Here is a 24,733-nt window from a genome sequence, read left to right as displayed (position 1 = left end):
GTGCCCGACCTGCGTGCGGTCGCGCTGGGGCTGGGCGCCTGGACCGGCGCGTTGCTCGTGCTGGCGCTGCCGGGACCGGCTGCCCTGGGCAGTGTCATCGGGGTCGTGGTCCTCGTCGTCGTGGGTGTGGCCCGCCGCTGGTGGTCCGTGGCATGGGTCGGTCCGCTCGCCGCGCTCGTCGCGGTGGCCGGGGTGGCGGCGCTCCAGCTGGCGGTCGTCGCGACCTCGCCGCTCGCCCGGCTGGCCGCCGACGAGGCGGTCGCCACGCTGCGCCTCGACCTGACCTCGGACACGCGGGTGGTGGCCGGCCAGTACGGCGACCTCCAGGTCGTCCGCGCCCGGGTGACCCGCCTGGAGGGCCGGGGCAGCGCGTGGTCGCTCGACGCCCCGGTCGTGGTGATGGCCGACGCCGACTGGCCGCGCCAACCCCTCGGCACCACCCTCGAGACGGCTGCCCGGCTGGTTCCGGGCGACGGCGACGTGGCGGCGCTCGTCCGACCGGTGGGCGAGCCGCGGGTGCTGACGGAGCCGGACGCCTGGTGGGACGCCGCCGCTGCCGTACGCCGATCGGTGCGCGCCGCGGTGGCCGGCCGGGACGCGGACGCACGCGAGCTGGTGCCGGCACTGGTGGTCGGCGACGACGGTGGCCTCGACCCCGACCTCGCCGACGACTTCCGCACGACCGGCCTGACCCACCTGCTCGCGGTGAGCGGCACCAACCTCACCCTGGTCGTCGGGTTCCTGCTCGTCCTCGGCCGCTGGGCCGGCGTCCGGGGCCGCTGGCTGCACGCGCTGGCTGCCGTCGGCATCGCCGGCTTCGTCCTCACGGCCCGTGCCGAGCCGAGCGTCGTACGCGCCGCTGCGATGGGCACCGTCGCCCTCGTCGGGTTGGGGCACAACGGCCGCTCGCGCGGCACCCGCAGCCTGGGCGTCGCCGTCCTGCTGCTCCTGCTCGTCTGGCCGCGCCTGGCCATCACGGCGGGCTTCGCGCTGTCCGTGCTCGCGACGGCCGGCATCCTCCTGCTCGCGCCCGGCTGGCGCGACGCGCTGGCGCGATGGACCCCGCGCTGGGTCGCGGAGGCCGTCAGCGTCCCGTTGGCCGCCCAGGTCGCCTGCACGCCCGTCGTCGCGGCGCTGTCCGGGCAGGTCAGCCTCGTGGCGGTCGCCGCCAACCTGCTGGCCGCACCCGCGGTGGCGCCCGCGACCGTGCTGGGGCTGACCGGCGGTCTGCTCGGCCTGCTCTGGGCGCCGGCGGGCGTGCTCGTCGCCGCCCCGGCGGCGTGGTCGGCGGGCTGGATCATCACCGTGGCCCGCTGGGGCGCCGGCATCCCGGCCGCGGCGGTCACGTGGGGGACCGGCCCGTTGGCCCTCGCCCTGCTCACGGCGCTCTGCCTGGCGATGGTCGTGCTGGCGCCGAGCGTGCTGCGCCACCCGTCCACGGCGTTGGCGTCCACGGGCCTGCTGGTGGTCGCGATGCTGGTGCGGCCGCCGTCGATCGGCTGGCCGGCCGAGGGCTGGGTGCTCGCGATGTGCGACGTCGGCCAGGGCGACGGGCTGGTGCTGCGAGCCGCCGAGCACGTGGCCGTCGTGGTCGACACGGGCCCCGACCCCGTGGCGATGGACGCCTGCCTGGACCGGCTCGCGGTCACCTCGGTGCCGCTGCTGGTGCTCACCCACTTCCATGCCGACCACGTCGGCGGCACCGCCGGGGCGGGGGAGGGGCGCCGGGTGGGTGACGTCGAGGGGACGGCCCTGCTCGATCCCGCGGCGGGCGTGCGGGAGGTGGCGACCGCGCTCGGCCGCGACCCTGCCCCGCCGGCGTACGGGACCACGAGGACGGTCGGCGAGGTCACGCTCCAGGAGATCTGGCCCCGTCCGGGCGCGCGTCTCGACGCCTCGGGGGAGAGCGCGCCCAACAACGCCAGCGTCGTGCTGCTGGCGCAGGTGCGGGGGCTGCGGATCCTGCTCACCGGCGACGTCGAGCCGTCCGCGCAGGCGGCCCTGGCCCGCGACCTCCCCGGGCTGCGGGTCGACGTGCTCAAGGTCCCCCACCACGGCAGCCGCCACCAGGACCTGGACTGGCTCACCGCGCTGGGGGCGCGGGTGGCGCTGGTGTCGGTCGGCGAGGACAACGACTACGGGCACCCCGCCCCCGACGTCCTCGCCGCGCTCACCGCGGCCGGCACGCGGGTGTGGCGCACCGACCTGGCCGGCGACGTCGCCGTGGTGGTGCGCGACGGCGAGGTCGGCGTCGTCGCGCGCGGCTAGGACCTCGCCGGGGGGTACGTCGGTGTGGGTGAGGTCCCATAGGATCGCCGCACCATGGCACGCACCCCCACCGCCGCGCAGGTCCTCGGCCACGTCGTCCTCGTGACGGGCAAGGAGGAGTACCTCTCCTCGCGCACGGTCGCCTCGGTCCGCGAAGCGGTGCGGGCCCACGACCCGGAGGCCGAGCTCGCCGAGTCGGCCGCCGCCGAGCTCACGCTGGCCGCGCTGGGGGAGATGGCCGCGCCGTCACTCTTCTCCTCGATCCGCTGCGTCATCGTGCGCGGGGTTGAGGACCTGCCCGACGAGTCCGTCGACGGCCTGCTCGACTACTGCGCCGCACCGGCCGAGGACGTCGCCCTCGTCCTGGTGCACTCCGGCGGCCAGAAGGGCAGCGGCGTGCTGGCCAAGCTGCGCAAGCTGCCAGCGGTCACCGAGGTGAAGTCGGAGGAGATCAAGGCGAGCGAGATGCCCGGCTTCGTCACCTCCGAGGTCGCCTCGCACGGCGCCCGGATCGACTCCGAGGCCGCCGTGTTCCTCGTCCAGGCGGTGGGCTCCGACCTGCGCTCGCTGGCCGCCGCCGCCGACCAGCTCACCAACGACTTCCCGGGCGAGCAACTCACGATCGACAAGGTCCAGCGCTACTTCGGGGGCCGGGCCGAGGCCAAGTCGTTCACCGTCGCCGACGCCGCGTTCTCCGGCAAGCGGGCGCAGGCGCTGGAGGAGCTGCGCTGGGCGCTCGACTCCGGCACGCCGGCGGTGCTGGTCACCTCGGCGATGGCCGCCTCTGCCCGCAGCCTGGCGCGCTACCTCGGTGCGCCGCGCGGGGCGCGCGACGCCGACCTGGCCCGCGACCTCGGCGTGCCGCCGTGGAAGGTCCGCACCGTCCGCGACCAGTCCCGGTCGTGGAGCCCGGACGGCATCGCCGCCGCGGTCCGCGCGGTGGCGACGGCCGACGCCGACATCAAGGGACGCGCGCACGACGCGTCCTACACCCTCGAGCGGCTCGTGCTGACCGTGGCCGGGCTGCGCGACGCGCGCTGACCGCGCTCCGACTCGCCCCGGAATGCGAAACACCCGCCACGTGGGCGGGTGTTCAGCGCGTGGTGCCGATCGGCAGGCGGCTCAGAGAGCGGCGGTCTTCTTGGCGATCGAGGACTTGCGGTTCGCGGCCTGGTTGCCGTGGATGACGCCCTTCGAGGCGGCCTTGTCGAGCGCCTTCATGGCGTCGCGGCCGGCGACCAGCGCGGCGTCCTTGTCGCCCGCCTCGGACAGCTCACGGAACTTGCGAACGGCGGTCTTCAGGCGCGACTTCACGGCCTGGTTGCGCTGACGCGCCTTCTCGTTCTGCTTGTTGCGCTTGATCTGGGACTTGATGTTCGCCACGTGTGGATCCTCGGAGCTAGAACTGGTCTGGAATGGAAGTCTGTGCTTGTCGGCTGCCTGGCAATCCCTCCCAGAACCATCACGGGGAGGGTCGGGTGCCGGACATGCAGAGGGAGACGATACCGGCAGGCATCGCCCACGCCCAAATCGACTGCGCCACGACAACGGGCTCAGCGACCGGTGCGGCGGGCCACGGCCTCCAGCATGCGCCGCGACTCCCGCACGCGGAAATCGTTGAGCGTGGGGAGGTTCACGTCGACCGCCACCAGGGAGCGTACGGCGAGGTGCGCGCCGAAGCCGGCGAGGAAGGCCGTGACGGCGTCGTCGCCCGCCTCGAGCAGGGCCGGGGAGGTGCCCACCGAGTCGTCGAACCACGCCTCGTCCACCCGCTCGAGCCGCGCCAGGAGTGCGTCGGTCCACGCGGGGCCGCGGGCGGTCGTGCCCCAGTCCACGAAGACGATGCGACCGTCCGGGCGCCGCAGCAGGTTGTCGATCCGGATGTCCCAGTGGATGACGTCCGGCATCGGCCGCGCGGCATGGTCGCGCAGCACTGCGGCCCAGCCGTACGGATCGCTGCGGAGCCAGTCAGGGACGCGCGCGGCTGCCGGCGCCCCGGCCAGCCCGTCGAGGCAGTCCGCCCACTTCCGGAGGACGTGGGCGACGTCCACCAGGTCCACCGTGTCGGGGACGGGGCGCTCCCGGAGGACGGTGGAGAGGCGGTCGGTCCCGTCGAGGACCGCAGCCAGCTCGTCGGGGTGCGAGAAGTCGGGATGGCGTCCGTCGACGTCCTCGATCAGCAGCGCGACCCACGCCCCGTCGTCGTACGACGCGAGCAGGCGGGCCCACAGGTCGTGCTCGCCGAGGTGGGTGAGCACGCCCACCTCACGCCGGAACAGGCCCGGGGTGTCGGGGTTGAGCTCCGCGCCGACCGCCTTCACGAAGGCGCGGGTGCCGTCGGCACAGGTCACGCGGGTGGCGCAGCCCGGCGACATGCCGCCGACCTGCTCGGCCGTCGCGACCACGGGCGACCCGAGCACGTCCTCGACCCAGGTGCGCACGGCGGCGGGCACGGCGGCGTAGGGCAGCCGCACGCCGACGGCGCGCGGGGCGGTCACGACCAGCCGCGGCGCTCGGCGAGCCAGTGCCAGCAGACCTCGCCCTGCCAGCGCTGGTGGTCGCGGAGGTGGGGCGACGTCGGCGGGACCGGGAGCTCGGACTGCGTGAAGAAGTAGCCGGCGTAGAGCGCGAGGGCGATGTCGAACGCTTCAGCTGGGACGTCACGCAGCAGTCGTCGCGCGGCGATGACCGGGTCGACGTCGACGCCCTCGCCGCGGGGCCCGATGAGCGCGGCGAACGAGTCGAACCAGGCGGTGCCGCGGACCGGCCAGTTCCAGTCGCAGACGAGCGCGCGGCCCTCGGGGTCGATGAGCACGTTGTCGGAGCGCACGTCGGTGTGCACGAGCGTGTCGCCGCCGACGACCTCGGCGTAGCGCCGGGCCAGCGCCTCGGCCTCCACGAGGTGGGCGGGGTCGAGGTCACCGCGGGTCTCGCGGATCGCGGTCCAGCCGTCGAGCAGGGGCGCGAAGTCGTCCTCGGCGGTGTCGAGGTCGAGGTCGGGCGGGGGAGGCGTGAGTGCGTCGGCCGCCTGCTCCAGCGCGTCGAGGACGGCGTCGAGGTCCTCCTGCTCCCAGGGGCGGCGAGGCGCCCGCGCAGCGACGTACTCGATGCCGAGGACCACCCAGTCGTCGTCGAGGTGCCACAGCAGGCGCGGGGCGGGCACCTCCACGGGGAGGGCGGCGAGCTTGCGGGCCTCCTCGCGGTAGGAGTCGGCGAACGGGCGCTGCGCCTTCACCGACGCCGCCTTCACGAAGTGCCGCGAGCCGTCCTCGCAGACCAGGACGGAGGCGAAGCCGGGCGTGAAGCCGCTCGTCTGCGAGATCGCCGAGACGACCCCGGACCCGCACTTGCGCTCGATGTAGGCCCGCAGGTTCGGGGGGAGGAACGACCACTCGAGGCGGCGGGCGGTGTTGTCGTGCGGGGCGGGGTAGGGCGCGACGGGTGCGGTGCGGGACATGGACGCATCCTTCCCCACGACGTCCGCAGCCACGACCGGTATCCGACGCGTCGGATACCGGATGGAGCGGGCTGCCGGGACGACGGTACAAATGGGGGCATGCCCGAGCTCGTCCTGCCGACCACCTCCGTCCAGCGCTCCTTCCTCGAGGCGATGGACGAGTTCGTCGCCGAGGGTGCCCAGAACACCCAGACCTCCGCGTGGATCGAGCACAACGCGCCCGGGTGGACCGACCCCGAGGCCTTCGCCGCGTTCACCGAGGCAGTCCGTGCCGACGCCGCCGAGGACACCCCGCGCCCCGACTTCCACGTCCCGTGCACGACGCTGTGGTGGGTCGACGGCGAGGACTACCTCGGTCGCATCGCGATCCGCCACCGGCTCAACGACTTCCTCCTCGATGTCGGTGGGCACATCGGGTACGACGTCCGCCCGACGCGCCGTCGCGAGGGCCACGCGACGGCCATGCTCCAGGAGGCGCTCCCGTGGGCGCTCCGGCTCGGCATCGACCCGGCGCTGGTGACCTGTGACACCGACAACGTCGGCTCGATCCGGGTGATCGAGGCCGCCGGTGGCGAGCTGGAGGACGTCCGCGGGGTCAAGCGCCGCTACTGGGTGCCGACCTCCTGAGGCGTCCGATCTCCAGCGCCCGTTGACAGCCCTCCCGGTGCGGCGGAGAGTGACGTAGATCACACCTGCGCTCGGAGCAGGGTCCGGCCCGGGCGCCTGGCCACCCAGACCCCCGGAGGCACCCCATGGCGCACACCCGACGCCGTACGACCACCCTCGCCGCAGCCCTGGGGCTGACGTTGGCGCTGGCCTCGGGGGCGCTGGCCTCCCGCAGCGCGAGCGACGACGAGGACGCCCTGGCCCCCACCCGCGGCAGGCCGAGCAACAGCATCGAGCGCAAGATCGACCGGCTCGTGGCCCGGATGACGGTCGAGGAGAAGCTGCAGCAGGTCCAGCTGCTCTCCGACGGCCAGATCACCGACGCCGACGCCCGCGCGGGTGTGGGGTCGGTCTTCAGCCTCGTCGACCCGGAGAAGATCGACCACTTCCAGCGGATCGCGGTCGAGGAGTCGCGCCTCGGGATCCCTGTCCTGTTCGCCTACGACACGATCCACGGCTACCGCACGATCTTCCCGGTGCCGTTGGGTGCGGCCAGCTCCTTCGACCCCGACGTCGCGCGTGCCGACGCCGAGGTCGGTGCGCGCGAGTCGGCCGTCCAGGGGCTCAAGCAGGTCTACAGCCCGATGGTCGACGTCTCCCACGAGCCGCGGTGGGGCCGCATCGTCGAGGGAGCGGGGGAGGACCCCTACCTCGGCTCGGTGATGGGCGCGGCCCGCGTGAAGGGGGCTCAGGGCTCCGACTACAGCGCGCCCGACAAGGTCGTCTCGAGCGTCAAGCACTACGTCGCCTACGGCCAGCCCGAGGGTGGCCGCGACTACAACACCACCGACATGTCGGAGTCCCGGCTGCGCAACCTCTACCTGCCGCCGTTCAAGGCCGCGATCGATGCGGGCGCCGACACGGTCATGTGCTCGTTCAACTCGATCAACGGGGTGCCCGGCTGTGCGAACAAGTACACCGAGACCGACATCCTGAAGAAGGAGTGGGGCTTCGACGGCTTCATCGAGAGCGACTACACCGCCGTTGCCGAGCTCCGCGCCTGCCCGCCGGTGCGACCCGACGAGGGCCCGTGCGGCCACGGGGTGGCCGCCGACGGGCCGCAGGCGGGCGCGGCCGCGCTGATGGCCGGCACCGACTCCGAGATGGTCAGCACCAACATCCGCGACTACGGCACGGAGCTGCTCGCGAGCAGGCAGATCACCATGCGGCGCCTCGACGACGCCGTGCGCCGCATCCTGCGCGTGAAGTTCCGGGCCGGCCTCTTCGACAACCCCTACATCGACGTCGGCGCGGCCGCCGACCCGGCCAGCTACGGCCGGCCCGAGGACCTCGAGAAGAGCCGCTGGGCCGCGGGGCGGTCCATGGTGCTGCTGAAGAACGACGACGGCGCGTTGCCGCTCGACCCGGAGCGGTCCACAGCCCTCATCGGGCCGTTCGGGGACAACGTCGACGACGTGCTCGGTCCGTGGTCCGGCCGCGGATCGGACGACCTCGCCCCCGACCACGTGCCGTTGGTCGCGGGGCTGCGGGCCGCGAGCAGCGCCGAGGTGACGTACACGCAGGCGTGCAACCTGGCGCACAACTTCGACCCGCCCAACAACGCGAACCCGCCGCTCACGCCGGAGGAGGAGGTGTGCGCCGGGCCCGGAGCGGACGGCACCACGATCGAGGACGCGGTGGCGGCGGCCGAGGCGGCCGACCAGGTCGTGCTCGCACTGGGTGAGAACGCCTTCATGAGTGGGGAGTCCAACGCTCGCAGCGAGCTGGACCTGCCCGGCGCCCAGGAGGAGCTGATCGACGCGGTGGCGCAGACCGGCAAGCCGCTGGTGGTCGTGCTGTTCAACGGACGCCCGCTCGACCTCAGCGCCGTGCAGGGCAAGGCGTCCGCGATCCTCGAGGCCTGGTTCCCGGGCACCCAGGGCGGCAACGCGGTCGCCGACGTGCTCTTCGGCACGGTCAACCCCGGCGGCAAGCTGCCGGTCTCGTTCCCGCGCCGCGTCGGCACCGTGCCGTACTACTACAACCACGAGCCGACCGGCCGTCCGTGCGACCCGACGTTCAAGTGGAACTCGCGCTACCGCGACCTCGACACGTGTGCCCCGCTCTACCCGTTCGGCTACGGCCTGAGCTACACCACCTTCGAGGTGACCGGGCTGTCCCTCAGCCGCAGCACCGTGCGGCGCACCGGCAGCCTCACCGCGTCGATGCGGGTGCGCAACACCGGGAGCGTGGCCGGTGACGACGTCGTGCAGCTCTACCTCCACGACCCGGTCGCGAGCCTGTCCCAGCCCGTACGGCGGCTGCGGGGGTTCCAGCGGGTGAGCCTCGAGCCGGGCCAGTCCACCACCGTCAGCTTCACCCTCGACAAGAGCGACTTCGGCTTCTGGGACAACCAGGGGACGTACGTCGTCGAGCCGGGGCTGATCGAGGTCTACGGCGGGGACTCGTCGACGGCAACCATGAAGCAGACGTTCACGGTCACCCGGTGAGGCCGACGAGGGCGTGGTCCGGACCGATCGGTGCCGTCTGGTTCAGACTCGCTGGCCGATGGGGTGCGGGCCGTACAGCGGTCGTCCGGCCACGATCTCTGTCGGCCGGAGCGGCACTGCCCACTCCAGCCGTCCGTCAGGAAGGCAGTTCGGATTGATCGCTGTCGTCCTCACGCTCAGCGTGGATGCTCCGCGCGTGAACTGCCTGCATGGTGCTCGTCGCCGGTCGGTGAGCCAGGAACAGGGACCGGGCGCGTGCGGGTCGCCGCGCCGACGCCGACGACGGCCACGACCAGACCCACCAGCTGGGTCGGGGTCAGCGTCTCGTCGAGAACCAGCCAGGCCATCACCGCGGTGACGGGCGGGCTGAGGAAGAAGAGGCTGGCAGCGGCGCCGGAGCCGCCACGCAGCACCAGCATGGACAGCAGGACCAGCCCGACGATGGAGTTCACGATCGCGAGGAGGAGCACGGATACCACCGCCTGCGAGGTGTCCGTGACGGGCCACAGGCCCTCGGTCGCCCAGCCCAGCACCAGCATCGGGGGAGCGGACACCGCGAACTGGACCGCCGCCGACCACAGGAGGTCGGGCTGGGCGCCGATCCACCGCTGGCCGAGGGTGCCGAGGCTGAGGGTGAGCATGCTCAGGCACCCGATGAGGACCGCGACCGGGCCGCCCGCGTGGCCGAGGTCGGCCCCGAGGACCAGCAGCACCCCGACCACGCCGACGACGAACCCGGCGACCTGGAGCACCGAGACGCGCTCGCCGAGGAGGCCGGCCGCGAGGATCGCGGTGAGCACGGGGCTGAGCGCGTGGAAGAGCGAGGCGAGCGTGGCGCCGAGCCCGAGGTCGAAGGCGACGTACATCAGGCCGAACTGCAGGGCGTTCATGACCAGCCCGACGAGCGCCACCCGTCCGACGATGGCGCGGTCCATCCGGGTGGGCCGGCGCATCGCGAGTGCCAGGCCTGCACCGAGCAGGGCGGCCAGGACGAAGCGCCAGCCCAGGACGGTGAAAGGAGCGGCGGCGTGCACGGCGGCCGGACCGGAGATGTAGCCCGACGACCACACGAGGACGAAGGCGGCGGCCGGGGCCAGGGGGAGGTGCGAGTGAGGCGGCCGGGTCACCCCGGCACGCTAGCGTCCGCCCGCGGGCCGGTCGCCGCCGGTTCGGCGTGCCCCCGGGTGCGTGGAACAATGACCGGACCCCGCCGTCGTACTCCTGAAAGCAGTCCGTGAGCCTCAAGAACGCGCCTCAGCCTGGCTCGACCGATCCGTCGATCATCCGCAACTTCTGCATCATCGCGCACATCGACCACGGCAAGTCGACCCTCGCTGACCGCATGCTCCAGCTCACCGGCGTCGTCGACGAGCGGTCCTCGCGCGCGCAGTACCTCGACCGGATGGACATCGAGCGCGAGCGCGGCATCACCATCAAGTCGCAGGCCGTGCGGATGCCGTGGACCGTGCCGGCCGGCAACGCCGAGGACGCCGAGCCCGGCACCTACGTGCTGAACATGATCGACACCCCCGGCCACGTCGACTTCACCTACGAGGTCTCGCGCAGCCTCGAGGCGTGCGAGGCGGCGGTCCTGCTGGTCGACGCCGCCCAAGGCATCGAGGCGCAGACGCTCGCCAACCTCTACCTCGCGATGGGCGCCGACCTCCACATCATCCCGGTGCTCAACAAGATCGACCTGCCGAGCGCCAACGTGGACAAGTACGCCGCCGAGCTCGCCGGCCTGGTCGGCTGCGAGCCCGAGGACGTGCTGCTCACCAGCGCCAAGACCGGCGTCGGCGTGGAGGCGCTGCTCAACGAGATCGTCAAGCAGACCCCGCCGCCGGTCGGTGACGCCGACAAGCCGGCCCGCGCGCTGATCTTCGACTCGGTCTACGACACCTACCGCGGCGTGGTGACCTACGTCCGCGTGGTCGACGGCAAGCTCAGCCACCGCGACCGGATCAAGATGATGTCGACCAACGCCGTGCACGAGATGCTCGAGGTCGGCGTGATCAGCCCCGAGCCCGTGAAGTCGGCGGAGATCGGTGTCGGCGAGGTCGGCTACCTGATCACCGGCGTGAAGGACGTGCGTCAGTCGCGCGTCGGCGACACCGTGACGTCGCAGCACCACGGGGCGACCGAGCCGCTCGGCGGCTACAAGCACCCGAACCCGATGGTCTACGCCGGTCTCTACCCGATCGACGGCGACGACTACCCGACGCTGCGCGACGCCCTCGAGAAGCTCCAGCTCAACGATGCAGCGCTCACCTACGAGCCCGAGACGTCCGGCGCCCTGGGCTTCGGCTTCCGCTGCGGCTTCCTCGGCCTGCTCCACATGGAGATCACCCGCGACCGGCTCGAGCGCGAGTTCAACCTCGACCTGATCTCGACCGCCCCCAACGTGGTCTACGGCGTGGTCATGGACGACGGCACCGAGCACGTGGTGACCAACCCCAGCGAGTACCCCGACGGCAAGGTCGCCGAGGTCCGCGAGCCGGTCGTGAAGGCGACGATCCTCGCGCCGAGCGACTACATCGGCACCATCATGGAGCTGTGCCAGCTCAAGCGCGGCAGCCTGCAGGGGATGGACTACCTCTCCGAGGACCGCGTCGAGATGCGCTACACGCTGCCGATGGGCGAGATCGTCTTCGACTTCTTCGACCAGCTGAAGTCGCGCACCAAGGGCTACGCCTCGCTCGACTACGAGCGCTCCGGCGACCAGGCCGCCGACCTGGTGAAGGTCGACATCCTGCTCCAGGGCGAGCCGGTCGACGCGTTCAGCGCGATCATCCACCGCGACGCCGCCTACTCCTACGGCGTGATGATGGCCGGCAAGCTCAAGGACCTCATCCCGCGCCAGCAGTTCGAGGTGCCGATCCAGGCAGCGATCGGTGCGCGCGTGATCGCCCGCGAGACCATCCGCGCGATCCGCAAGGACGTGCTCGCCAAGTGCTACGGCGGTGACATCAGCCGCAAGCGCAAGCTGCTCGAGAAGCAGAAGGCGGGCAAGAAGCGGATGAAGAACATCGGGTCGGTCGAGGTGCCGCCGGAGGCGTTCGTCGCCGCGCTGTCCACCACCCAGCCCGCGGAGAAGTCCGGGAAGAAGTAGTGACCCGCGTCGTCCGGGCCGAGGAGGTCGCACCGCAGCCGTGGGCCAACGGCGGCGGTACGACGCGCGAGCTGCTCGTGGCCGACGACGGGTCGTGGCGGATCAGCCTCGCCGACATCGGCTCCGACGGACCGTTCTCGCCCTTCCCCGGCCGACGCCGGCTGCTGACCGTCGTCGACGGCCCGGTGCTCGGGCTCGACGTCGACGGTGAGACCCACGTGGTCGAGCCGCACCGCCCCTTCGCCTTCTCCGGCGACGCGGTGGTCGAGGCGTCCGTCCCGGAGGGCCCGGTGCGCGCGCTCAACGTGATCGTCGACCCGTCCGTCACGCCGCACGTGACCGTCCTGGAGCTCGGCCGTACGTCGGTGCTCCCGCTGGCCGAGGACCAGGCCGCCTTCGTCCTGAAGGGCGGTTCCCCGGACGCCGGCTCCGGAAGCCTCGTCGCCGGCCCCGGCGAGGTGTCCGGCCGGTCCACCGTCGCCGTCATCACGCTCGAGCGCTGCTGAGCCGGCTACACCTGCTCGCGCGTGAGGGCCACGTCGGTGACGGTGATCCCGAGCCCGGTCTCGAGCGCGCCGACCGGGGGGTCCAGCTCGGCCTTGCGGGGCCTGCGGGTGCCGGCGAACCACACGACCTCGAGCGGACGCCGCTTCGCAGACCCCGTGGCGCGCCAGTAGCCGGTGATCCGCCCGTCCACGAGCAGCGGCGGCAGGACCATGCCGTTGGCGCCGGTCCAGAGCCGGTCGAGGTGCTCCCTCCGCGCGAAACGGATCCGCGCTGCCGGGTCGTAGCCGCACATGACCGCGTCGAACTCCGGCAGCAGCCGCACGCCCTCCAGCGCGCGGGCGGGAGGTGCGTCCGGGAGGGCGACGTAGGTCCTGCCGTCGGGGCCCTCCTCGGACACCAGCCCGTCGAGCTCGGCGAGCAGCTGGTCGACGGCCCGCAGACCGAGCCCGGACCACCAGGCCAGGTCGTGCCGGGACGCCGGACCGTGGCTGCGCAGGTGCAGCAGCACCGCGTCCGCCAGGGTCGCGGCGACGACGGGCGACAGGGTGCGGTACTCCGGCGCGCCCTGCCCGGCCCAGTCGCCGTTGACCGGTCGCCGCACCAGGCCGCCGTGGCCGAACGCGAGGTAGCGCCCCGCGGCGTTGGTGGTCACGTCGTCGCGTCCCTCGTGCTCGACGAGCCACCGGTGGAGGTGGTCCTGGAGGTCGTCGGTCGTGCGCCAGTCGGCGGCGAACTCCTCGGTGGCGGCCCACAGCTCCTCGAGGGTCGAGCGCTCGAGCCGCAGCAGGCGCTGCCACAGGGTGCGCTGCCCGACGCGGGTCACGGCGCCGAGGGCGGCGTACTGCTGCGGGGTCGCGGTGTGGACCGTGCCCCGGATCGTGCTGCCGCGCACGATCGCGCCGGCCTCGTAGGCCGACTCGACCTCGGCGCGCGTGGTGCCGGGGAAGCGGGCGGCGAGCCCGAGGAACGGCGACCGCGCGGTCTGGGCCTGGACCGGGCCGACCTGCGTGAGGCGGCCCGCGACGTCGGGTGCGGGGTCGGGGAACTGCCGCGCCAGGGCGGCGCCCGCCAGGTCGTCCCAGGAAAGCGCCACGCTCAGCGGCGCATCGGGCCGCCGGGGCGGGCATAGGACTCGGCGACGATCTCCGCGACCACCGAGAGGGCGATCTCGCCGGGGCCCTTGCCGCCGAGGTCGTGGCCCGCCGGGACGTGCAGGGACGAGATGTCCACCCCCTCCTCCACGAGCTCGTCCAGCAACCCGGCCGCCCGGCGGCGGCTCGCCATCATCGCGACGTACGACGCCTCCGAGGCCAGGGCGTCACGCAGCACCTGCGGCGCGTCCGGCGCGTCGTGGTCGCACAGCACGACGGCATCGCCCGGCGCCGGCGACAGGCCCGGGCCGCCGTCGTCGTCGGGCTCCACGACCACGTCGCGCCCGACGGTCGAGGCGATGACCGCGATCGCGCGGGAGATCGGGTTGTCACTGAGGATCAGGATCCGGCCGTGCGACGGCCCGTCGTCCGACCACGGCTGCTCTCTGCGCTCACCCATGTCGGCCAGCCTATTGTCGCCGCATGCCCGTCACCATCCCGCAGGAGCTGCAGTCGCAACGGGGCTTGGGGGAGGACTGGGGCCGCTGGCTCGACCGGCTCCCGCGCCTGGCGGGCGAGCTGCTCGACGAGTGGCACCTGACGCCGGTCGCCGACTCCCTCCACGGGTTCTGCTCCCTCGTCGTGCCGGTGACGGACGCCTCCGGGGCGCGCGCGGCCCTCAAGGTCTCGTTCGACGGCGACGAGGAGTCGCTCCACGAGGGTCTGGCCCTCCAGAAGTGGGGCGGACGCGGCGCCGTACGACTCCTGCGCGCCGACCCGCACCGGCGGGCCCTCCTCCTGGACTGGCTGCCCGGTCCCGACCTCGGCGACGCGTGGGACGTCGAGGCGTGCGAGGTCGTCGGCGGCCTCTACGGGCGGCTGCACGTCCCCGCGCTGCCGCAGCTGGCCACCGTGGCGTCGTACGTCGAGCGGTGGCTGGTCGAGCTGGACGACCTCGGTCGCGACGTGCCGATCCCGCGGCGCTACGTCGAGCAGGCCCTGTCCCTCGGACGGGACCTGCTGGCGCCGGACGCGTCCCGACCGGTCGTCGTGCACGGTGACCTCCACTACTCCAACGTGATGGCCGACGCGGGCGAGTGGCTGGCCATCGACCCCAAGCCGATGGCCGGCGACCCGCACTACGAGCCGGCGCCGATGCTGTGGAACCGGATGGACGAGCTGAGCGGCCCGCTCGCCGTCGGCTCGGTCCGCGACGGCCTGCGTCGCCGCTTCCACGCCCTCGTCGACGCGGGCGGGCTGGACGAGGACCGGGCCCGCGACTGGGTCGTGGTCCGGATGGTGCTCAACGCCGGCTGGGCCGTTCAGGACGCGCGGCGCGCGGGTCGCCGGCTCAGCGCCGACGAGCAGGACTGGATCACCCGCTGCATCGCGATCACCAAGGCCGTGCAGGACTGACTCGGGTCGCGGGGTGCGAGGCTGATCACGTCCGTGGTCCGGACAATCCGCGAGTTTGCTACCACCCGGTAAACATAGTGATCTAGGTTACAGGCCAGTCAGCAGCAACCCCCGCTGTGTGGCGCGGCCGCGCCACGCTCCGACGAATGAGTAGGTAACAGATGCCGATCACCATCGACACGGCCTTTCTCGACACCATGCCGGCCAACGTGGCCGTCCAGTTCTTCGACCGCGTCGCCGCGACTCCCGACGCGGAGGCGTTCCGCTTCCCGCGTGGCGAGGCCTGGGAGTCGGTCACCTGGAAGCAGGCCGGCGACAAGGTCGAGGCGCTCGCCGCCGGCCTGATCGCGCTCGGCGTCCAGCCCGAGCAGCGCGTGGGGATCGCGTCCGGCACCCGCTACGAGTGGATCCTCGCCGACCTGGCGATCATGTGCGCCGCCGGCGCCACCACGACGGTCTACCCGAGCACCAACGCCGAGGACACGACGTACATCCTGGGCGACTCCGAGAGCCGCGTGGTCTTCGCCGAGGACGACGAGCAGCTCGCCAAGCTCACCGCCCACCGCGCCGAGCTGCCCCACGTCATGAAGGTGGTGACCTTCGACGGCAAGGCCGAGGGTGACTGGGTGATCACCCTCGACGACCTCGCGGCGATGGGTGCCGCGCTGCTCGCCGAGCAGCCCGACGTGGTGCGTACGACGTCGCAGGCGATCGCCCCCGACCAGCTCGCCACCCTGATCTACACCTCCGGCACCACCGGTCGCCCCAAGGGCGTGCGGCTGCGTCACTCGTCGTGGGTCTACGAGGGCGAGGCGATCCGCGCGCAGGGCATCCTCGGTCCCGACGACCTCGAGTTCCGCTGGCTGCCGATGGCCCACTCGTTCGGCAAGGTGCTGATGTCGACGCAGATGGCGTGCGGCTTCGCCGCGGCCATCGACGGTCGCGTCGAGAAGATCGTCGACAACCTGGGCGTCGTGAAGCCGACCTTCATGGGTGCGGCGCCGCGCATCTTCGAGAAGGCCCACGGGCGCATCGTCACGATGCAGGCGGCCGAGGGCGGCGCGAAGGAGAAGATCTTCAAGAGCGCGTTCAAGGTCGGCCTCGAGGTCGAGCGGCTCAAGCGTGAGGGCAAGTCCGTCCCGCTGGCGCTCAAGGTGCAGCACGGCCTGTTCGACAAGCTCGTGTTCTCCAAGATCCGCGACCGCTTCGGCGGAAACGTCCGCTTCTTCATCTCCGGCGCCGCAGCGCTCAACCGCGACATCGCCGAGTGGTTCGGCGCGGCCGGCATCAAGATCCTCGAGGGCTACGGCCTCACCGAGACCTCGGCGGGCTCCTTCGTCAACCACCCCGACCAGAACAAGTTCGGCACGGTCGGCCCGGTCTTCCCGGGCAGCGAGGTCAAGCTCGGCGACAACGACGAGATCATGATCAAGGGTCCCGGCGTGATGGACGGCTACCACAACCTCCCCGAGGAGACCTCGCGCACGCTGACCTCCGACGGCTGGCTGCACACCGGCGACAAGGGTGCCCTCGACGAGGACGGCCACCTGGTGATCACCGGGCGCATCAAGGAGCTCTTCAAGACCTCCGGCGGCAAGTACATCGCCCCGCCGGCGATCGAGTCGAAGTTCAAGGCGGTGTGCCCCTACGCCAGCCAGTTCATGGTCTTCGGCAACGAGCGCAACTACTGCGTCGCGCTCGTCACCCTCGACCCCGACGCCATGGCCGGCTGGGCCGAGGAGAACGGCATGAGCGGCGCGTCCTACACCGAGGTCGTGCAGTCCGAGGCCGTGCAGAAGATGGTCGGCGACTACGTCGAGGAGCTCAACAGCCACCTCAACCGCTGGGAGACCATCAAGAAGTGGAAGCTCCTCGACCACGACCTCACCGTCGAGTCGGGTGAGCTGACGCCGTCGATGAAGGTCAAGCGCAACGTCGTGGAGGACAACCACAAGGCGCTGATCGACGAGATGTACGCCTAGCCCCGAGCCAGCGCCTCCACAGGGAGGGCACAGGGAGCACCGGTCGAATGGGTGCCAGTGGGAGACCACTGGCACCCATTCCCCTTTCCCGGCCACGTCCCGGCTGTCAGGAGCACCCATGACCCAGCACCACGGCGACCAGCACCACGACGGTGAGGAGGTCCACGAGCACGACCTCGGCCTCCAGCACGACCTCGGCACGATCCAGCGTCGCGGCTTCGCGCGCAGCATGGGCCGCAGGGGAGTGCTCGGGGTCCTGGGCGGGCTCGGCGTGGTCGCGGTGGCGGGCTGCGCCAGCGACGAGTCGTCCGCGTCGACGGCCTCGGGCTCCACGGGTGCCGCCACAGGTGGGCCGCCGAGCGGCGGTCCCGGCGGCGGCCCGGACGGCGGTGGCATGGGCGCGGACTCCTCGGTCGAGACCGCCGACGGGGAGATCCCCGAGGAGACGGCCGGCCCCTACCCGGGTGACGGATCCAACGGGCCCGACGTGCTCAGCGAGAGCGGCGTGGTGCGCAGCGACATCACCAGCAGCTTCGGCTCGGCGTCGGGCGTCGCCGAGGGCGTGCCGCTCACCCTTCGCTTCCGGGTCCACGACCTCACCGGCGACGACGTCGAGGTGCTCGCCGGCGCTGCGATCTACGCCTGGCACTGCGACCGCGACGGCAGCTACTCGATGTACGACGGCGCCGCGCAGGAGGAGAACTACCTGCGCGGCGTCCAGGAGACCGACGCCGACGGCTGGGTCGAGTTCACCTCGATCTTCCCCGGCTGCTACTCCGGCCGTTGGCCGCACGTGCACTTCGAGGTCTACGAGTCGCTCGACGCCGCCACCGACGTGTCGAACAAGCTGCGCACCTCACAGCTGGCCCTCCCGCAGGACGTGTGCGAGACCGTGTACGCCACGCCGGGATACGAGTCGTCGGTCGTCAACCTGGCCCAGATCAGCCTCGACTCCGACAACATCTTCAGCGACGGCTACTCCCTGCAGATGGCCACGGTGAAGGGTTCTGTCACAGACGGTTACACGTCGATGCTGAACGTGCCCATCTGAGGGGTGGTTGGATACGGGCTGTGCCCCCCGCTCAGCCCGACGGCGACCCCGCCCCCGAGGACGGCCTGCTCCCCGAGGAGGCCAGGGCCGAGTTCGGCAGCAAGCCCTTCGGGCTCTACGTCCACGTCCCGTTCTGCAGCGTGCGGTGCGGCTACTGCGACTTCAACACCTACACCGCCCACGAGCTGGGCGACGAGGTCGGCGCCAGCCGGTCGTCGTACGCCGAGGCGGCGATCCGCGAGATCCGGTTCGCGCGCAACGTGCTCGGCCACCGCGACGTCCCGATCGACACGATCTTCTTCGGCGGCGGCACGCCCACCCTGCTGAAGGCGGCCGACCTCGGGGCCATCGTGGCGAGCGCCGCCGCGGAGTTCGGCCTGGCCGACGACGTGGAGATCACCACCGAGGCCAATCCCGACAGCGTCGCCGCGTGGGACCTCGAGGAGCTGCGCACGGCCGGCTTCAACCGGATCAGCTTCGGGATGCAGTCCTCGGTCGACCACGTGCTCCGCACCCTCGACCGGACCCACGACCCGATGCGCGTGCCGGCGGTCGTCGACTGGGCCCGCCAGGCCGGCTTCGACGACGTCAGCCTCGACCTGATCTACGGGACGCCGGGGGAGTCGCTCGCCGACTGGGAGACCTCGGTCGACGCGGCGCTGGCCTGCGAGCCCGACCACATCTCGGCGTACTCCCTCATCGTGGAGGAGGGCACCGCGATGGCCCGCCAGGTCAGGCGCGGCGAGCTGTCGATGCCCGACGAGGACGACCTGGCCGACAAGTACCACCTCGCCGACGAGCGCTTCGCCGGCGCCGGGATGAGCTGGTACGAGGTGTCGAACTGGGCGACCTCGCCCGACCACTGGTGCCGCCACAACCTGCTCTACTGGACGGGCGGGCACTGGTGGGGCGTCGGCCCCGGCGCCCACTCCCACGTCGGCGGCGTGCGCTGGTGGAACGTCAAGCACCCGGCGGCCTACGCCGAACGGCTCGGCCGCGGCGTCTCACCCGCCCACGGCCGCGAGGTGCTCGGCTGGAAGGCCCAGCGGATGGAGCGCATCCTGCTCGAGATCCGTCTCGTCGAAGGCCTCCCGGTCACCGCCCTCGACGCCACCGGCCGCTCGCACGTCGCCCGCCTGGTCGCCGACGGTCTCGTCGAGCTCGCCGCCGAGCGCCTGGTCCTCACCCAGCGCGGCCGGCTCCTCGCCGACGCCGTGGTCCGCGACCTCGTCGACTAGCTGTGTTGTCTGCGCTCGCTTCGAGTGTGTGAGTGGACGATGAGGGGCGATTCGGGCCGGTTCGCCGATCGGTGGCCGGTGTTTCGTCGCGGCGCGCCCGGGAGTGCAGGAGGAGGGTTGCGAGCGGAGGAGCGAAGCGGGGGAGGTCGCGACAACGACGACGAACGAGCGGGTTACGAGCGCCGCGACATGCGAGCGGAGCGAGCCAATGTCACTGGGTCGTGAAGTCGATCAGCTCTTCGACCCGGCCGAGGAGGGCGGGCTCGAGGTCGGCGAAGGAGGAGACCCGGCCCAGGATGTGCTTCCAGGCGCGGGCGATGTCGGCCTGGTCGCGGTGCGGCCAGCCGAGCTGCTGGCAGGTGCCGGACTTCCAGTCGATGCCCTTGGGCACCGACGGCCAGCGCGGGATGCCGAGCCGGTCGGGCTTGACCGCCTGCCAGATGTCGATGAAGGGGTGGCCGACGACCAGGACGTGCTTGCCCACGGGGGAGCGCGCGATGTTGGCCGCGATCCGCGCCTCCTTCGACCCCGGCACGAGGTGGTCGACCAGGACCCCGACGCGACGCTGCGGGCCGGGCTTGAAGTCGCGCAGGTGGTCGGCGAGGTCGTCGACGCCGCCGAGGTACTCCACGACGACACCCTCGATGCGGAGGTCGTCACCCCAGACCTTCTCGACGAGCTCGGCGTCGTGGCGGCCCTCGACGAAGATGCGGCTGGCCCGGGCCACGCGGGCGCGGGCGTTGGGCACGGCCACGGAGCCGGACGCGGTACGGGTCGGGGCTGCGGGTGCGCCGCCGCGCACCGGTCGGGTGAGGATGACCGGCTTGCCCTCGAGCAGGAAGCCCGGGCCGAGCGGGAACGTACGCCGCTTGCCGCGGCGGTCCTCGAGGGTCAGGGTGTCGATGTCACGGTCGACGGCCACGACCTCGCCGCACCAGTCGGTGGTGACCTCCTCCACGACCATGCCGAGCTCCGTCGGCACCTCGACGGCGCGTCCGTTCCTCGGGACACGCCAGTCTCCTGACAGGACGTCGGTTCCGTAGCGATCGACAGGCACCGGGACACGGTAGGCGGACCCGTCCGCAGATCGGGGGTGGCACGCCGTGGCGCCACGTCCGAAGAGATCACGGGCCTGACCCGCGCCAGCGCTGCTCAGCCTCCGGTGATGCCGGCGCCCTGGGCGCCCTCGCCGCTGTTGGCGTCGGGCTCGTCGGACTCCTCGGACTGGTCGTCCGACTCCCCGCTCGACTGCACGGGCGGCTTGCCGAGGTCCTCCTGGGTGGCGTCCATCTCCAGCTCGTCCTGGTCCTTGGTCGCCTCGTCGTCGGGGTCGAGCGGCTCGGCGAGCGGGTTGTCCTCGCCGGGCTGGAGGTCCTCGGGCAGCTGGTCGTCGGAGATGCCACCGAGGGTCGCGTCGTCGGGCGACGCCGTGCCGCCGGAGTGGTCGGCGTCGGCCGGGCTGGTGCCGCTGGCCGCCTTCGGCGTGTCGGTCGACTCGGGGTTGTCGGTCTGGGACTCGCTGTTCTCGCTCATGCTCCAGTCCTACTGGGCGGGGCCCGTCGAGACCAGCCCCTGCGGGGTGTGGTCGGGTTGAGCGGGAGTCGCGCGACTAGATCAGGGGGAGCCGCTTCTGGCTGCGGGGGAGGTGCTCGTAGCCCAGGCGTACGGCGCTGGTCAGGCGCTCGCGGTCCCACGGCCACTCGCCCTGGGCGAGCGCCTCCGACTGGGGCACGCCGCGGGCGGCGAGGTCGCGGATGGTCTCGGCGATCACGCCGAGATCGGTCCGCTGGTCCTGCACGAACTCCTTGTCGACGACCTGGCCGTGGCCGGGGACGACCACGGTCGCGTCGGTCATCAGGCTGATCACGAGGTCGAGCGTGGCCGGCCACTCCAGCGGCCAGGAGTCGTCCCCGATGAACGGCGGGTCCGACTCCTCGACGAGGTCACCGCCCAGCACGACGTCGGCGTCGGGCACCCGGACGACCAGGTCGCCGGCGGTGTGCCCGCGGCCCGGGTGGATCAGCTCCACCGCACGGTCACCGAGGTCGACCTGCATGACGGACGAGAACGTGTGGGTCGGCAGCCGGAGCGTCGTGGCGAGCACCTCCTCGCGTCGCGGGTGGTCGGTGGCCTGCTCGTACATCTCGAAGGTGTGGCCGGCCGAGACCTCCATGTGGTCGCGGGCCCACTCGGTCGCGTGGATCGGCATGTCCCCGAACTGCTCCACCATCGTGGCGTTGCCGAAGTGGTGGTCCCAGTGCTCGTGGGTGTTGACCAGGCCGGTGAGCGGACCGGCACCGAGGCGGCGTACGTCGTCGGCCACCACGCGCGCCGCGGCCGCGGATCCGTGCGTGTCGACCATCAGCAGCCCGTCGGAGCCGCCGACCAGGGTGATGTTGACGTGCATCCAGTCGTAGTGCGCCACCCAGACGCGGGGCGCGACCTCTTCGAACCGAGGGGTGGAGTCGGGCATGCTCGGGACACTACGGCCTGCTAGTAGAGTTGGCACTCCAGCCGAACGAGTGCCAGAAACGACTGCGAGCGAGGAGGGTCCATGGTCGACGACCGCAAGCTCGACGTGCTGCGCGCGATCGTGGAGGACTACGTCGCCACCGAGGAGCCCGTGGGCTCCAAGGCGCTGGTCGAGCGGCACGGTCTCGGGGTCTCCCCGGCCACGGTGCGCAACGACATGGCGGTGCTGGAGGAGGAGGGCTACATCCACCAGCCCCACACCAGCGCCGGTCGGGTGCCGACCGACAAGGGCTACCGGCTCTTCGTCGACAAGCTCGCCACCCTCAAGCCGATGAGTGCTGCCGAGCGCCGTGCCATCGCCACGCTGCTCGACGGCGCGGTCGACCTCGACGACGTCGTGCAGCGCTCTGTGCGGCTGCTGAGCCAGCTGACCCGCCAGGTCGCCATCGTGCAATACCCCACGCTGTCCCGCTCGACGGTGCGCCACGTCGAGCTGGTCGCGCTCACCCCGACGCGCCTGATGCTGATCCTCATCCTCAGCACGGGTCGGGTGGAGCAGCGCCTGGTCGAGCTCGACGTGCCGATGGGCGACGCCGACCTCGCCGAGCTGCGCGCGGCCGTCAACCAGGCCAGCGCCGGCGTGCAGATCGCCGCCGCCGCGGCCGCCCTCGGCGCCCTGCCCGACGACGTACGTCCCGAGCAGGCCGAGTCGACCCGGGCCGTCGTGACGGTCCTGGCCGACGCCATGTCCGACCACCGCAGCGACGAGCGCGTCGCGGTGAGCGGCACCGCCAACCTGGCCCGCTACGGCGACTTCGACACCGCAGTCCGGCCTCTCCTGGAGGCGCTGGAGGAGCACGTCGTGCTGCTCAAGCTGCTGGGGGAGTCGGGCGCCGACGCGGTCACCGTGCGCATCGGCCACGAAGGCCCCTACACCGAGCTCGCCGCGACCAGCGTCGTGGCCACCGGCTACGGCCCGCTCGAGAACCACCTCGGTTCCCTGGGCGTGGTCGGCCCCACCCGCATGGACTACCCCGGATCCATGGCAGCCGTGCGCGCGGTCGCGCGCTACGTCTCACGGATCCTCGATGAAGGAAACCAGTGACCCAGGACCCCTACGAGATCCTCGGCGTCTCCCGTGACGCCAGCGCCGACGAGATCAAGAAGGCCTACCGCCGGCTCGCGCGGCAGCTCCACCCTGACGTCAACCCGGACCCGGAGACGCAGGATCGCTTCAAGGACGTCTCCCGCGCCTACGAGGTGCTGAGCGATCCGGGCAAGCGGTCGGCGTACGACCGGGGCGGCGACGTGTTCAGCCAGGGCTTCGGCGGTGCCGGCCAGGGCTTCTCGTTCACCGACATCATGGACGCCTTCTTCGGTGGCGGCGCGACCGCCGGCGGCCAGCAGCGGGGCCCGCGTTCGCGGGCCCGCCGCGGGCAGGACGCCCTGATCCGGCTCGACGTGACGCTCGCCGACGCCGCCTTCGGCGTCACCAAGGACCTCAAGGTCGACACGGCGTTGCGCTGCGAGGCCTGCGAGGGCCAGGGCACCGCTCCGGGCACCTCGCCCACCACGTGCGAGACCTGCCACGGCCAGGGCGAGGTCGCCGTCGTGCAGCGCTCGTTCCTCGGTGAGATCCGCACCCTTCGTCCGTGCGCGGCCTGCCGCGGCTACGGCTCCGTCATCCCCGACCCGTGCCGCGAGTGCTCGGGGGACGGCCGGATCCGCTCGCGCCGCACGCTCACGGTGAAGATCCCGGCCGGCGTCGACAACGGCACCCGGGTCCAGCTCACCGGGCAGGGCGAGGTCGGCCCCGGCGGTGGTCCCGCCGGCGACCTCTACGTCGAGATCCACGTCGAGCCGCACAAGACCTTCACGCGCCACGGCAACGACCTCCACAGCACGATCTCGTTGCCCATGACCGCGGCCGCGCTCGGCACCCAGCTGACGCTGCCGCTCCTCGAGGCCGACCTCCCGCAGTCCGAGGACTCGGAGACCGCGACGACCTACGAGCTCGAGATCCGCCCCGGCACGCAGTCCGGCAGCGAGCAGGTCATCCGCGGGTTCGGCGTGCCGAGCCTGCGCGGCGGGCGCGGCGACCTCGTGGTCAGCGTCGTCGTCGACACCCCGACCCGGCTCGACCCCCGCCAGGAGGAGCTGCTGCGCGAGCTGGCCGCGATCCGGGGCGAGGAGTCCCCCGACGGTCAGGTCGAGGCGCCGCACAAGTCGATGTTCGGCCGGCTGCGCGACGCCTTCCAGGGCTGAGCCGGGGCTGTGTCGCTCCCGGTCCACCTCGTCGAGTCGCTCGACGGCGTCGCCGTCGGCTCCGTCGTCGAGGTCACCGGTGACGAGGCGCACCACGCCGTCGCCGTACGACGCCTCCGCGAGGGCGAGCAGGTCGTGCTGACCGACGGCCTCGGCTCCTCGGCCACCGGCGCGGTCGCCGCGACCGGCAAGCGGGTGTTCTCCGTGACGGTCGCCTCCGTCTCGCAGGAGGACGCGCCCTCGCCGGCGATCACCGTCGTGCAGGCCCTGCCGAAGGGTGATCGCGGCGAGCTCGCCGTCGAGGTGCTCACCGAGGTCGGCGTCGACCGCATCGTGCCGTGGGCGGCGGCGCGCTCCGTCGCGGTCTGGAAGGGCGAGCGCGCCGCGAAGTCGCACGCGAAGTGGCAGGCCACCGCTCGCGAGGCGGCCAAGCAGTCGCGACGCTCGTGGCTGCCGACGGTCACGCCGCTGGCGTCCACCGGCGACCTGGCCGCCGTGCTCGCCGGGGCCGACCTCGCCGTCGTCCTCCACGAGGACGCGACCGCGCCGCTCAGCGCGGTCGACGTACCCACCTCGGGGAGGATCGTCGTGGTCGTCGGCCCCGAGGGCGGCATCGCCCCCGACGAGCTGGCGGCACTCGAGGCCGCCGGAGCCCGCACCGTCCGGCTCGGTGCCGAGGTGCTGCGCACGTCGACGGCCGGCGTCGTCGCGGTCGCTGCGCTGCTGTCGCGCACCGACCGCTGGTCCTGACGGCGCGTCGG

Annotated in this window: 22 protein-coding genes; 13 read left to right on the top strand and 9 right to left on the bottom strand. The window is 72.4% G+C overall.

The annotated features are described in order from the left end of the window. A complete protein-coding gene (locus tag ASC64_RS13115) occupies window positions 1–2,268 on the top strand; it encodes a ComEC/Rec2 family competence protein (RefSeq protein ID WP_056908002.1) in 2,268 nt (755 codons plus the stop codon). Between the two features lie 54 nt (window positions 2,269–2,322). Next, window positions 2,323–3,309: a DNA polymerase III subunit delta gene (holA, locus tag ASC64_RS13110; protein ID WP_056908001.1), complete on the top strand. Its 987-nt coding sequence runs from the start codon at window positions 2,323–2,325 to the stop codon at window positions 3,307–3,309. Window positions 3,310–3,390: 81 nt separating this feature from the next. Here the strand turns inward: holA and rpsT are convergent, their stop codons facing one another. The 3 genes from rpsT to ASC64_RS13095 all read right to left on the bottom strand — a co-directional run bounded on the left by rpsT (window position 3,391) and on the right by ASC64_RS13095 (window position 5,725). Next, window positions 3,391–3,651 carry a 30S ribosomal protein S20 gene (rpsT, locus tag ASC64_RS13105; RefSeq protein ID WP_056908000.1) on the bottom strand — a complete coding sequence of 87 codons (261 nt, stop codon included), beginning with the start codon at window positions 3,649–3,651 and terminating at the stop codon, window positions 3,391–3,393. A gap of 170 nt (window positions 3,652–3,821) precedes the next feature. After that, window positions 3,822–4,766, bottom strand: coding sequence for a hypothetical protein (locus ASC64_RS13100; protein ID WP_056907999.1), 945 nt, complete (start codon window positions 4,764–4,766; stop codon window positions 3,822–3,824). After that, window positions 4,763–5,725, bottom strand: coding sequence for a phosphotransferase family protein (locus ASC64_RS13095; RefSeq protein ID WP_056907998.1), 963 nt, complete (start codon window positions 5,723–5,725; stop codon window positions 4,763–4,765). The genes ASC64_RS13100 and ASC64_RS13095 overlap by 4 nt, the downstream gene beginning before the upstream one ends. A 99-nt stretch (window positions 5,726–5,824) precedes the next feature. Between ASC64_RS13095 and ASC64_RS13090 the strand changes: the two genes are divergently transcribed. Both ASC64_RS13090 and bglX read left to right on the top strand, forming a co-directional pair. Beyond that, a complete protein-coding gene (locus tag ASC64_RS13090) occupies window positions 5,825–6,352 on the top strand; it encodes a GNAT family N-acetyltransferase (RefSeq protein ID WP_056907997.1) in 528 nt (175 codons plus the stop codon). Window positions 6,353–6,477: 125 nt separating this feature from the next. Beyond that, window positions 6,478–8,841 carry a beta-glucosidase BglX gene (bglX, locus tag ASC64_RS13085; RefSeq protein ID WP_056907996.1) on the top strand — a complete coding sequence of 788 codons (2,364 nt, stop codon included), beginning with the start codon at window positions 6,478–6,480 and terminating at the stop codon, window positions 8,839–8,841. Window positions 8,842–9,017: 176 nt separating this feature from the next. Here the strand turns inward: bglX and ASC64_RS13080 are convergent, their stop codons facing one another. Beyond that, a complete protein-coding gene (locus ASC64_RS13080; protein WP_056907995.1) occupies window positions 9,018–9,968 on the bottom strand; it encodes a DMT family transporter in 951 nt (316 codons plus the stop codon). Between the two features lie 107 nt (window positions 9,969–10,075). On the opposite strand from ASC64_RS13080, the gene lepA reads away from it, so the two are divergent. Both lepA and ASC64_RS13070 read left to right on the top strand, forming a co-directional pair. Beyond that, entirely contained in the window at window positions 10,076–11,950 is a 1,875-nt protein-coding gene (gene lepA / locus ASC64_RS13075) for a translation elongation factor 4 (RefSeq protein ID WP_056907994.1), read from the top strand. Beyond that, complete coding sequence (locus ASC64_RS13070; RefSeq protein WP_056907993.1) at window positions 11,950–12,456, top strand: HutD/Ves family protein; 507 nt, start codon at window positions 11,950–11,952, stop codon at window positions 12,454–12,456. Before lepA ends, ASC64_RS13070 begins: the two co-directional genes overlap by 1 nt. Before the next feature lie 5 nt (window positions 12,457–12,461). Here the strand turns inward: ASC64_RS13070 and ASC64_RS13065 are convergent, their stop codons facing one another. After that, complete coding sequence (locus tag ASC64_RS13065; protein WP_056907992.1) at window positions 12,462–13,550, bottom strand: DNA glycosylase AlkZ-like family protein; 1,089 nt, start codon at window positions 13,548–13,550, stop codon at window positions 12,462–12,464. Between the two features lie 2 nt (window positions 13,551–13,552). Beyond that, window positions 13,553–14,008 carry an XdhC family protein gene (locus ASC64_RS13060; RefSeq protein WP_056907991.1) on the bottom strand — a complete coding sequence of 152 codons (456 nt, stop codon included), beginning with the start codon at window positions 14,006–14,008 and terminating at the stop codon, window positions 13,553–13,555. Window positions 14,009–14,031: 23 nt separating this feature from the next. On the opposite strand from ASC64_RS13060, the gene ASC64_RS13055 reads away from it, so the two are divergent. The 4 genes from ASC64_RS13055 (at window position 14,032) to hemW (ending at window position 19,235) form a co-directional block, all read left to right on the top strand. Next, the gene (locus ASC64_RS13055) at window positions 14,032–14,964 is read left to right on the top strand and encodes an aminoglycoside phosphotransferase family protein (RefSeq protein ID WP_056907990.1); all 933 of its coding nucleotides are present in this window, start codon (window positions 14,032–14,034) and stop codon (window positions 14,962–14,964) included. Window positions 14,965–15,125: 161 nt separating this feature from the next. Next, complete coding sequence (locus ASC64_RS13050; protein ID WP_056907989.1) at window positions 15,126–16,946, top strand: AMP-dependent synthetase/ligase; 1,821 nt, start codon at window positions 15,126–15,128, stop codon at window positions 16,944–16,946. Between the two features lie 118 nt (window positions 16,947–17,064). After that, a complete protein-coding gene (locus tag ASC64_RS13045; protein ID WP_056907988.1) occupies window positions 17,065–17,997 on the top strand; it encodes an intradiol ring-cleavage dioxygenase in 933 nt (310 codons plus the stop codon). A 20-nt stretch (window positions 17,998–18,017) separates the two neighbouring features. Continuing rightward, the gene (gene hemW / locus ASC64_RS13040) at window positions 18,018–19,235 is read left to right on the top strand and encodes a radical SAM family heme chaperone HemW (protein WP_056907987.1); all 1,218 of its coding nucleotides are present in this window, start codon (window positions 18,018–18,020) and stop codon (window positions 19,233–19,235) included. Window positions 19,236–19,446: 211 nt separating this feature from the next. On the opposite strand, the gene ASC64_RS13035 is transcribed toward hemW, so the two are convergent. The 3 genes from ASC64_RS13035 to ASC64_RS13025 form a co-directional block, all read right to left on the bottom strand. Continuing rightward, complete coding sequence (locus ASC64_RS13035; protein WP_056907986.1) at window positions 19,447–20,292, bottom strand: DUF3097 domain-containing protein; 846 nt, start codon at window positions 20,290–20,292, stop codon at window positions 19,447–19,449. A gap of 95 nt (window positions 20,293–20,387) precedes the next feature. Further along, a complete protein-coding gene (locus tag ASC64_RS13030) occupies window positions 20,388–20,768 on the bottom strand; it encodes a hypothetical protein (protein ID WP_056907985.1) in 381 nt (126 codons plus the stop codon). Window positions 20,769–20,844: 76 nt separating this feature from the next. Beyond that, on the bottom strand, window positions 20,845–21,708 hold the full coding sequence (locus ASC64_RS13025; protein ID WP_056907984.1) for an MBL fold metallo-hydrolase: 864 nt from the start codon (window positions 21,706–21,708) through the stop codon (window positions 20,845–20,847). Window positions 21,709–21,789: 81 nt separating this feature from the next. On the opposite strand from ASC64_RS13025, the gene hrcA reads away from it, so the two are divergent. Genes hrcA through ASC64_RS13010 form a run of 3 tightly spaced genes read left to right on the top strand, consistent with a single transcriptional unit; the run spans window position 21,790 to window position 24,722 of the window. Beyond that, window positions 21,790–22,812 carry a heat-inducible transcriptional repressor HrcA gene (hrcA, locus tag ASC64_RS13020; protein WP_056907983.1) on the top strand — a complete coding sequence of 341 codons (1,023 nt, stop codon included), beginning with the start codon at window positions 21,790–21,792 and terminating at the stop codon, window positions 22,810–22,812. Then, window positions 22,809–23,972, top strand: a complete 1,164-nt coding sequence (dnaJ, locus tag ASC64_RS13015) for a molecular chaperone DnaJ (RefSeq protein ID WP_056907982.1) — start codon at window positions 22,809–22,811, stop codon at window positions 23,970–23,972. The genes hrcA and dnaJ overlap by 4 nt, the downstream gene beginning before the upstream one ends. A gap of 9 nt (window positions 23,973–23,981) precedes the next feature. Next, on the top strand, window positions 23,982–24,722 hold the full coding sequence (locus tag ASC64_RS13010; protein ID WP_056907981.1) for a 16S rRNA (uracil(1498)-N(3))-methyltransferase: 741 nt from the start codon (window positions 23,982–23,984) through the stop codon (window positions 24,720–24,722). Window positions 24,723–24,733 lie beyond the last annotated feature (11 nt).

Source organism: Nocardioides sp. Root122, from assembly GCF_001425025.1.
Taxonomy (GTDB): Bacteria; Actinomycetota; Actinomycetes; order Propionibacteriales; family Nocardioidaceae; genus Nocardioides.
Note: the sequence above shows the minus strand (reverse complement) of the source record. Positions and strands in the feature narration are given on the sequence as shown.